The sequence below is a fragment of the Flavobacterium sp. UM26 genome, assembly GCF_057922445.1.
Map to the genome: position 1 here is coordinate 96,130 of NZ_JBVHCY010000012.1, position 8,668 is coordinate 104,797.

At 35.0% G+C, this 8,668-nt stretch carries 7 protein-coding genes; 6 read left to right on the plus strand and 1 reads right to left on the minus strand.

Features of this window, described 5'->3' with window-relative positions:
* Positions 1–43: 43 nt before the first annotated feature.
* Positions 44–655 carry a 50S ribosomal protein L25/general stress protein Ctc gene (locus ACZ1AQ_RS13835; protein ID WP_489633455.1) on the plus strand — a complete coding sequence of 204 codons (612 nt, stop codon included), beginning with the start codon at positions 44–46 and terminating at the stop codon, positions 653–655.
* Between the two features lie 296 nt (positions 656–951).
* Positions 952–1,614 (plus strand): aminoacyl-tRNA hydrolase, encoded by a 663-nt coding sequence (gene pth / locus ACZ1AQ_RS13840; RefSeq protein ID WP_489633456.1) that lies wholly within the window; start codon positions 952–954, stop codon positions 1,612–1,614.
* A gap of 61 nt (positions 1,615–1,675) precedes the next feature.
* On the opposite strand, the gene ACZ1AQ_RS13845 is transcribed toward pth, so the two are convergent.
* Positions 1,676–4,333 carry a zinc-dependent metalloprotease gene (locus tag ACZ1AQ_RS13845; protein WP_489633457.1) on the minus strand — a complete coding sequence of 886 codons (2,658 nt, stop codon included), beginning with the start codon at positions 4,331–4,333 and terminating at the stop codon, positions 1,676–1,678.
* 330 nt (positions 4,334–4,663) lie between these two features.
* On the opposite strand from ACZ1AQ_RS13845, the gene ACZ1AQ_RS13850 reads away from it, so the two are divergent.
* The 4 genes from ACZ1AQ_RS13850 to ACZ1AQ_RS13865 all read left to right on the plus strand — a co-directional run bounded on the left by ACZ1AQ_RS13850 (position 4,664) and on the right by ACZ1AQ_RS13865 (position 8,271).
* On the plus strand, positions 4,664–5,611 hold the full coding sequence (locus ACZ1AQ_RS13850; RefSeq protein WP_489633458.1) for a bifunctional riboflavin kinase/FAD synthetase: 948 nt from the start codon (positions 4,664–4,666) through the stop codon (positions 5,609–5,611).
* A 97-nt stretch (positions 5,612–5,708) separates the two neighbouring features.
* Positions 5,709–6,146 carry a hypothetical protein gene (locus ACZ1AQ_RS13855; protein ID WP_489633459.1) on the plus strand — a complete coding sequence of 146 codons (438 nt, stop codon included), beginning with the start codon at positions 5,709–5,711 and terminating at the stop codon, positions 6,144–6,146.
* 87 nt (positions 6,147–6,233) lie between these two features.
* The gene (gene bioB / locus ACZ1AQ_RS13860) at positions 6,234–7,319 is read left to right on the plus strand and encodes a biotin synthase BioB (protein WP_489633460.1); all 1,086 of its coding nucleotides are present in this window, start codon (positions 6,234–6,236) and stop codon (positions 7,317–7,319) included.
* 88 nt (positions 7,320–7,407) lie between these two features.
* Positions 7,408–8,271 carry a cupin-like domain-containing protein gene (locus ACZ1AQ_RS13865; RefSeq protein ID WP_489633461.1) on the plus strand — a complete coding sequence of 288 codons (864 nt, stop codon included), beginning with the start codon at positions 7,408–7,410 and terminating at the stop codon, positions 8,269–8,271.
* Positions 8,272–8,668: the final 397 nt, after the last annotated feature.

An 8,668-nucleotide genomic window follows, 5' to 3' on the forward strand; every position in this document is an offset into this window, starting at 1 on the left:
CTACAAAAGAAGAGTTTAATTAATAACTATATAAATATTTACAATGAAATCGATTACAATTAAAGGATCAGAAAGAGAAAGCGTGGGCAAAGTGTCAACTAAAGCCTTACGTAATGCTGGATTGGTTCCTTGCGTATTATACGGAGGAAATCAGGCAGTGCATTTCTCAGCAGAAGAAAAAGCTTTCAAAAACTTGGTTTACACTCCAAACGCTCACACAGTTGTGATCGACCTTGGTAACGGTAAAACATTCAATGCAATCTTACAAGACATCCAAGTACACCCTGTAAGTGACAAAATTTTACACATCGACTTCTTCCAACTTTATGACGATAAAGAAATCACTATGGAAGTTCCTGTTAAAATTGTAGGTACTTCAAAAGGTGTTCTTGCTGGAGGTGTTTTACGTTTGAACCAACGTAAACTTAAAGTAAAAGCATTACCTAAAAACCTTCCTGATTTTGTTGAAGCAGACATCACTCCTCTTGAAATGGGTAACAAATTGTACGTTACTAAAGTTGGTGCTCCAGAATACAAAATCATGCACCCAGAAAACACTGTGGTTTGCCAAGTAAGAATTTCTCGTGCAGCTATGAAAGCAGCTCAAGAAGCAGCAAAAGCAGCAAAAGCTCCTGCAAAAGGAAAGAAAAAATAATTTTTTTCAATCATTATATCAAAGCGTCAGTTACACAACTGGCGCTTTTTTTTTAATCTGAACTTGTTTTAATCTGAACTTGTTTCAGATTCTATGATACATAATTTTAATTAGAAGCACACCTTCCATCTGCTATTCACGAATCCTCCTGCTGTACGCTATATCTTTACTGCCGAACACCGGCAGCAAAGGATGCCGCTCCCATCAGGGCTATACCACACGACTCCTTTTCATAACAATTATAGACTTTCAATTTAACTTATATACTAAATACACTATTTTTGCAACATGATAAAATGGATTCAAAATTTATTTTTTTTACAAAAAAAGTAGAAAAAATAAACCCCATAAAACCAGAGATTCACGAACACCAAAAAAAAGACAAAGAAGTGAGTAAAAAATTCCTAATCGTTGGTTTAGGCAACATCGGTGCCGAGTATGTAAATACCCGCCACAATATCGGTTTTAAAATACTTGATTTTTTAGCTAAAAAAGAAGGTCTCGATTTTCAAACCGTAAAACTAGGCACTTTAGCCGAATACAAGTTTAAAGGCAGAACATTCCTGCTTTTAAAACCTAATACCTACATGAACTTAAGCGGAAAAGCTGTAAAATACTGGATGGATCAAGAAAACATCCCACTAGAAAACATTATGATCATTACAGACGACCTTAATCTTTCTTTTGGCACCATTCGAATAAAAGGCAAAGGAAGCGATGGAGGTCATAACGGATTAAAAAACATCAATCTAGTTTTGAATACTCAAAATTATACTCGTTTCCGTTTTGGTATAAGTGACCAATTCAAAAAAGGACAGCAGGTAGATTATGTCTTAGGTGAATGGAACGAACAAGAAAAAACAGCACTTCCCGAACGATTAGAAATGAGTACCGAAATCATCAAATCTTTTGGCACCGCCGGACTTAACAACACAATGAATAGCTTCAACGGGAAATAAAAAAAGGGAAACAATTTATCTTGTTTCCCTTTTTTTTTTATAATGAAGACCAAAAAAACAGCTATTGAATAACTATTTTTTTCACTTCTTTTCTTTGACCATCTTCAACATTTACCATATAAACTCCAGCTGTATTATTTTTTAAATCAATTGTCTCACTAAAATTAGCTGACTTTTCATATTGTTTTTGATAAACTTTTCGCCCCAACAAATCTACCACCGAAACTACAACAGGAGAATCCGACACACTAGTAAATTCGACTTTAAAAACACCAGTAGAAGGATTAGGAAATAATTTAAAATCAGCAATTCCCAAGTCTTCTGTTCCCAAGGTCGCCTTTTGTGTACAAATCGTTACCGAAGCGGAGTTAATAGTTCCGCTATCGTTAGTATAAGCATCTCTTACCCGTAAAGTCCAAGTACCTGCTGGATTTTGAGTATTAAAACCGCTCAACAAATCAGCAGGCGTAATGATTTGAAAAGAGTTATTGGCGCAATCTATAACGTTCCCGCCATCATCAATTTTTAAAGTCAGTGGAATTGTTGAACTACCACAAACTCTTTGTAGCAATCGAACCGTAGTATTTTGTGGACTTACAATCTCTAACTCTACATCAGACATGTAAGTATGCGACAAAGCAACCTCAACATCCACATCAGTAATATTCCCCAAATCAGCAGGTACCACAATTTGTCTTGTGGTATAGCTACTTACTCCATCAGGAATAGTAATAGGAGCTGAAAAAGTATACGTATTACAAGCCGAAACAGTAGTATATCCAATAGCAAATGGAGTAGGATTCATCGAATAAAAAATAGAATTCGTAGGCTCTACCAAAACCCTACATCTCAAAGCAGCTACATCAGGAACAACTATAGATTGTGAGCCATCATTGGGCGTATTACTAACCAAAGTGATTGGAAAAGTGAGACCGCCATCTGTAGACAATTTGATATTTACATTAGCTGCACCTGATAATAAACTAGTACCATTTACATTCCAAGTAATAGTTTGAGTAGATCCTTGAGTCCAACTCAAATCAGTACTAGCTTGAGAAGTGACTTCGAATGGCCCCGCCGTACCACTTACAGTTACTAATACCTCATCAGAAGCTGTTTGCCCTAATCCTGGCGCAGCATTATCTCTAGCTGTAAGCACAAACGTCATAGTCCTTGCAATACTACTTAATGATTCCCAATTACTGTTAAACCTATTGATTAAAACATTATTATAGGCAGGGAAATAACGAGTCAATGAAGCCGTAGGAGGAAAAGAACGAAATAAAGGCCCGTCAGCCTTATCAGGAATGGCTATACTATTAGCTCCTGCTGTAGTTACAGCAGAATCATTTTGTTCCCAAACATAGGTAAAAGAACCATTAACAGTTCCGCTTGTAGTTCCTTTCAACACGAATGGAGTGCTTTTTGGTATAGTATAATCAGGGCCAGCATTGACACCAAATACAGCTGTAGTTATAGTTGTTTTAACTGGACAATTTTTTGGTGCTAAATTTTGCTGAATTTGATTAATACTAGCAAAAGCAAAATAATCATCTGAATTGGATTGAACATTATAATCGGTAATACCTGCGTATCCCATTATCGTAGAACCACTTCCCGGCTCTACACTTGTTCCCGTGTCTTCAATATCATAAGAAAAAGTATGAGTAGCCCCCAATTGATGTCCAAACTCATGTGCAACAAAATCAATATCAAAAGTATCGCCCTCAGGCTTATTATTAGAAGGAGAAGTATAGGCACTTCCTTTACCAGAATCACATACACAACCGATACATCCTGCATTTCCTCCACCTCCTGAAGCACCAAACAAATGACCTATATCATAATTGCTTTCACCAATAGTATTAGTCAAAGTTGTTTGCAATTCTTGATTCCATGCCGCTGGTGCTTTTCCTCCAGTTACCGCTGTGTAAGGATCTGTTGATGCATTGGTATAAATAACCTTGTTATTATCTGCAATAATAACTAACCTCAAGGCCAAATCCCTATTAAAAACACCATTCACTCTTGTCATTGTAGCATTCATAGCCGCCAATGCTCCTTGAACAGTTCCTCCGTGATAAGTAGCGTACTCACCAGTACAAGATAAAGCCAAGCGCATCGTACGAAAAACACGATCACTAATTTTTGTCTTTGCCGTTTTAGACAATAAACTTGAGGTTAAATCTTTTTCATCGGTGGTGCAATTCAAAGGCAATTCTCCTTTGGCTTTCTTATCCGATCGATACAATACGTATTTTTGAGTCTCCCCTTTTATTGGCTCCATAAACTCAGCTGGCTGACCATTACTTCGCAAAACCATGGTTTGTATACCTTTATCCGAGGTACTAAAATAAACTGTGGCATTTGTATCGGTAATACCTTTTCCACTAAACGATTGAATGTTTGGAAATTGAGCCTGCAATGCGGGATCAAAATTAGAAGATTCCCATACTAAAAAATGTTCCATTTTTCCATTAGCATTTGGGAGGCTTATCACCTCTGTAGCTTTTTCACTAGTCTTCCCTTTAGTTAAAGCTAAAGTTGACTTGAGAATTTGAGGATTCAATTCATACAAACCTTGATTTTGTCTTTCCTCATCAAGCAGACTTCGGCTAGCAAGAGAAGCTTTCGAAACTGGTTTCCAAAATACTTTATCTTGTGCTTGAGCAAGAACAGAGACACAAGATAAAACTAAAAAAAGTACCTTTTTTTTCATTAATTAGTGATTTTGAGTCATTAAAGTTACTACATTTATCTTGATAGACTCTAGATTTTTTTTTGAAAAAGATAAAATTGTTGGATTTTATTAAGAAAAAAATAAACAAAAATATCCTTTCCTAAGTATTTCTTCCATAGCTATTAGCAACATTGAAACAAAAAAACAGGGAGATCAACAAAAGAAACCAAAATATCTACTAAAAATAAAAAGCCCTATCTGCTCTTCACCTAAATTAACTTATGATTTGGTTATTTTGAAAATGATACTTTTTATCTTGTTTCATTTAAAATAGATAGTATAAATTTGCAACTTTATAAATTAGTCATTTTGAAGATTTTTCACTCCATAAACGAATTTGTTGCAACCAAAAAAACGATTCTTACCTTAGGCACTTTTGACGGAGTTCATTTTGGTCACAAAACCATTTTGAATAAAGTAACACAAAGCACAAAAAATAGAACATACGAAAGTGTGGTTCTAACATTTTTCCCACACCCCAGAATGGTTCTTCAGGAAAAATCAGACATAAAACTACTTAATACTATTGACGAAAAAATCGAATTATTAGAGCAATTAGGCATCGAAAATTTGGTCATTCATCCCTTTGATACCACCTTTTCAAAACTTAGTGCCGAAGAATTCGTTCGAGATGTTTTAGTTAATCGCTTCAATATCCAAAAAATAATTATTGGCTACGATCATCGTTTTGGAAAAAACAGAACGGCTGATATCAACGATTTAATTACCTTCGGCAAAACCTACAACTTTGAAGTGGAACAAATCACAGCTCAAGAAATTAACACAATTTCTGTAAGTTCTACCAAAATAAGAAAGGCAATTTTGGAAGGTGACTTAGCCTTGGCCAACACCTATTTAGAATATCCTTATCCTATCTCAGGACAAGTAATCCACGGTAAACAATTAGGAAGAACAATCGGATATCCTACGGCGAACCTTTCCATTGCAGAGGATTTTAAACTCATTCCAAAAAACGGAGTATATGTTGTGTCAAGCATTATAAACAATCAAACCGTTTATGGAATGATGAACATTGGCACTAATCCGACAGTGGGAGGAGAAAAGCAAAGTATAGAAGTACACTTTTTGGACTTCAATAAAGATTTATATCACCAATCGCTTAAAATTTCTATTTTGCATCGTTTGCGTTCAGAGCAAAAGTTCCAAAACATTGATTTTCTAAAAGCACAATTAGCACTTGACGAAAACAGCACAAGATATTATATCTCTACCTATCAGGCGATTAACAAAAGTTAATCTTTCATAAAATATAATTGTAGTTGTTTTTTTTAGTAATTTTATACGTATTGAATTCATTTTCAATACACTATAACTTAACTCAAAAAACTACACTATGAAACTTTCAAGAGAATTTCAGAACGGCTTTCTTATCTTTCTAGGAATTGCCATTTACTTTTTGTTCATGAACATTATCGGTTTATCGGATGTGTTTTATCTCCGTTTGTTTAACACTCTTTTTGTATTATATGGTGTAAACAGAAGCATTGTGATGAATATTCATGATGGTGAGGTATTCTTGGCTAACAATGCCAAATCAGCCATGAAAACCTCATTAATTGGTGTCTTCTTGAGCATTATCGGATTAATTGTTTACAGCTATATGCAAGGTGGAGACGAATATGTTCAATCACTTTCACAAACTTTTCTTTTTGGCGGAAATCCATCTGTAATGACCTATAGTATTTGTTTGCTATTTGAAGGAATTGCCTCAACCGTTGTAGTAACCATGCTTCTTTTATTGTATTGGAATAATCGATTAGTGACTGATTAACTTTACCAAATAAATACCGCTTTTACTAAGGCTAGATTGCTACTTCAAAACAAATTGATTACTTTTGTTGCTCTAAAAAATGCACCTATGAGCAGTACAAAACACAATTGGACAAAAGAAGAAATCATTGCGATATATAATAAACCACTTATGGATTTGCTTTATGAAGCAGCATCTATACACAGAACCAATCATGACCCTAATGTAGTACAAGTTTCCACTTTACTATCTATAAAAACTGGAGGATGCCCTGAAGATTGCGGCTATTGCCCGCAAGCCGCAAGGTACCATACAGAAATCGAAGGAAATGATTTGATGTCAGTAAGCCAAGTAAAAGCACAAGCCTTAAGAGCAAAATCGGGAGGTTCTTCTAGAGTTTGTATGGGAGCCGCATGGCGAAATGTTAAAGACGGACCAGAATTTGATCAGGTACTAGAAATGGTACGCACTATCAACAAACTTGACATGGAAGTATGTTGCACCTTAGGAATGCTTACTGAAAATCAAGCCAAAAGACTAGCCGAAGCAGGATTATATGCCTACAATCACAATTTAGACACTTCTGAAGAATACTATAAGGAAGTAATTTCAACACGTGGTTTTGAAGACCGTTTACAAACTATAGAAAATGTTCGTAAAACCAATGTAACGGTTTGTAGCGGTGGAATTATTGGAATGGGAGAAAGCATCGAAGATCGCGCAGGAATGCTTGTGGCACTTTCTACATTGAATCCTCAACCAGAATCAGTGCCAATTAATGCTTTAGTTGCTGTTGAAGGAACCCCATTGGAAGAAGAAAAACCAGTTGAAATTTGGGAAATGATTCGAATGGTTGCCACCACCAGAATCGTAATGCCAGAAACCCAAGTTCGTTTATCCGCTGGAAGAATGAATATGAGTAGAGAAGGACAAGCCTTATGTTTCTTTGCTGGAGCGAACTCTATCTTTGCAGGAGATAAACTGTTAACAACACCTAATCCTGATGTAAATGAGGACATGAAAATGTTTGAAATTCTAGGTTTAGAACCTCAAAAACCTTTTATTAAAATTATGCAGCCCGAAACTGTTGAAGCAGAAGACTCTCAATACAATGCGCTTGGAGAAAAACCAAAGTGGTCTAGACCTGGTCATACTATCGAAAGAAATATTGAAGCTGCTGTTAAGAATAAGTAAAAAAATTTTATCATAAATTAAAGCTTTATTAACTTTGCTCTTAGTCTAAAAAACTAAGAGCATTTTTTTTAATTTTTAATTTCCTTTTATGAAGCTGAATCTTACTGAAATTGAACGAGTTGAAACCATTTCAAAAGAGGATTTTTATAACCACTACATTAAAAAACAAAAGCCCTTAGTTATTCAAAAGTTGACCAAAGACTGGCCCGCTTACGAAAAGTGGAACCTCAATTACATCAAAGGTATCGCAGGAGATAAAATAGTTCCTTTGTATGACGACCGTCCTGTGTCCCACAAAGATGGTTTTAATGCCGCACATGCTAGCATGAAAATGGCAGACTACATTGATTTGTTACAATCAAAACCTACAAATTATCGTATTTTTTTATACGATTTAATGAAAGAAGTGCCTATACTACAAAAGGATTTTAAATGGCCTAAAATAGGACTCCGATTAGTAAAACAATTACCAATGTTGTTTTTTGGAGGTGAAAACTCTAAGGTTTTTATGCATTACGATATTGACTATTCCAATATATTACATTTTCATTTTCATGGAAAAAAACAATGTATGCTTTTTGCACCTGACCAAACCCCTTTCCTGTACAAAGTCCCACATGCCTTAATCTCAAGAGAAGATATCGATTTTGACAATCCTGATTTTGATAAATTTCCTGCTTTACAAAAAGCAAAAGGATTAATTACAACTTTAGAACACGGAGAAATGTTATATATGCCAGAAGGTTATTGGCATTATATGAAGTATCTTACCCCAGGATTTTCAATGAGTTTAAGGGCCTTTCCAAGAACAATTCCCAATTTATCAAAAGCAGTATACAATGTTTTCTTTATGCGTTATTTTGACAATGCTATGCGTAAACTAAAAGGACAAGCATGGATTGATTATAAAAACGAAAAAGCCATAAAAGACACCGAAAAAAATTTAGCCTAATTCAACTCCACAATCTCATTGAGAATATCATTGATGGGCAAAAAATCTCTAAAACAAATTCATACGTATTTCTTTTGAATCTACTTGTATTCTTCGTTTTGCTTTGTGCTAAAAAACTTTGCCACAAAAGGATATAATAAAAAACAGGTAAGCCATTGAAGTTTTTTTTGGGAATAAGCTGCAAGTTTTAAACCCTGTAAGGCAAATAAGGACATAGAAGTTTTTAGCTGATTTCCATAAAATAAAAATCTTTTACTTGGTGTTGCTTTTTGGTAAAAAATTGAACCACAAAGTCCACAAAGAATTACCCAAGCCACGCAAACTTGTAACCGATTTACCAATTTATCTGCAAAAGAAAAACCCTTTCAAAGCACTTGTCTCTGAAAGGGTTTTAGTT

What these genes read in the sequence shown, in the direction of transcription:
- ACZ1AQ_RS13855 (WP_489633459.1), top strand. Translation starts at nt 5,709, where the DNA reads ATGAAACTTTCAAGAGAATTTCAGAACGGCTTTCTTATCTTTCTAGGA.
- ACZ1AQ_RS13835 (WP_489633455.1), top strand. Translation starts at nt 44, where the DNA reads ATGAAATCGATTACAATTAAAGGATCAGAAAGAGAAAGCGTGGGCAAA.
- ACZ1AQ_RS13865 (WP_489633461.1), top strand. Translation starts at nt 7,408, where the DNA reads ATGAAGCTGAATCTTACTGAAATTGAACGAGTTGAAACCATTTCAAAA.
- pth (WP_489633456.1), top strand. Translation starts at nt 952, where the DNA reads ATGGATTCAAAATTTATTTTTTTTACAAAAAAAGTAGAAAAAATAAAC.
- bioB (WP_489633460.1), top strand. Translation starts at nt 6,234, where the DNA reads ATGAGCAGTACAAAACACAATTGGACAAAAGAAGAAATCATTGCGATA.
- ACZ1AQ_RS13845 (WP_489633457.1), bottom strand. Translation starts at nt 4,333, where the DNA reads ATGAAAAAAAAGGTACTTTTTTTAGTTTTATCTTGTGTCTCTGTTCTT.